A 417-nucleotide genomic window follows, 5' to 3' on the forward strand; every position below is an offset into this window, starting at 1 on the left:
TTTGATTGCTTTAGCAACAGCGGCAAATCCAATGGCTGGTGTTGCTATGGCAACAATGTTTGGTTATGCACGAGGCGGTTTCAGGGGAGCTATGACAGCCTTTTTAACGAGTTTAATGTTTATAGGTATTGGTAATACATTTACAAACATTAGTTCTGCAATTGGGTATACAGCCAAAACGCTTGTACACGGAATTGCAGGAGGGGTTTCATCTGTGATGAGCGGCGGTAAGTTTGGTGATGGTTTCTGGTCAGCAGCTGTTACACAGGCGTTTGCGCCAGACATCAGTTCGATGATACCTGGAGAAAGTGGATTGGCTATGTTTGGAAGAGTTTCAATTGCAGCAGTCATAGGTGGGACAGGTTCAAGATTAAGTGGAGGAAAGTTTGAGAATGGTGCTGTGACGGGGGCGTTTTC

1 protein-coding gene is annotated in these 417 nt (G+C 45.1%); it reads left to right on the plus strand.

Going from position 1 to position 417, the window contains the following annotated elements; translation table 11 throughout:
- On the plus strand, nt 1-417 hold a 417-nt coding region (locus ACYP03_RS24270), incomplete at both ends, for a hypothetical protein (protein WP_459782406.1).

The organism is Photobacterium sp. R1, assembly GCF_054600795.1.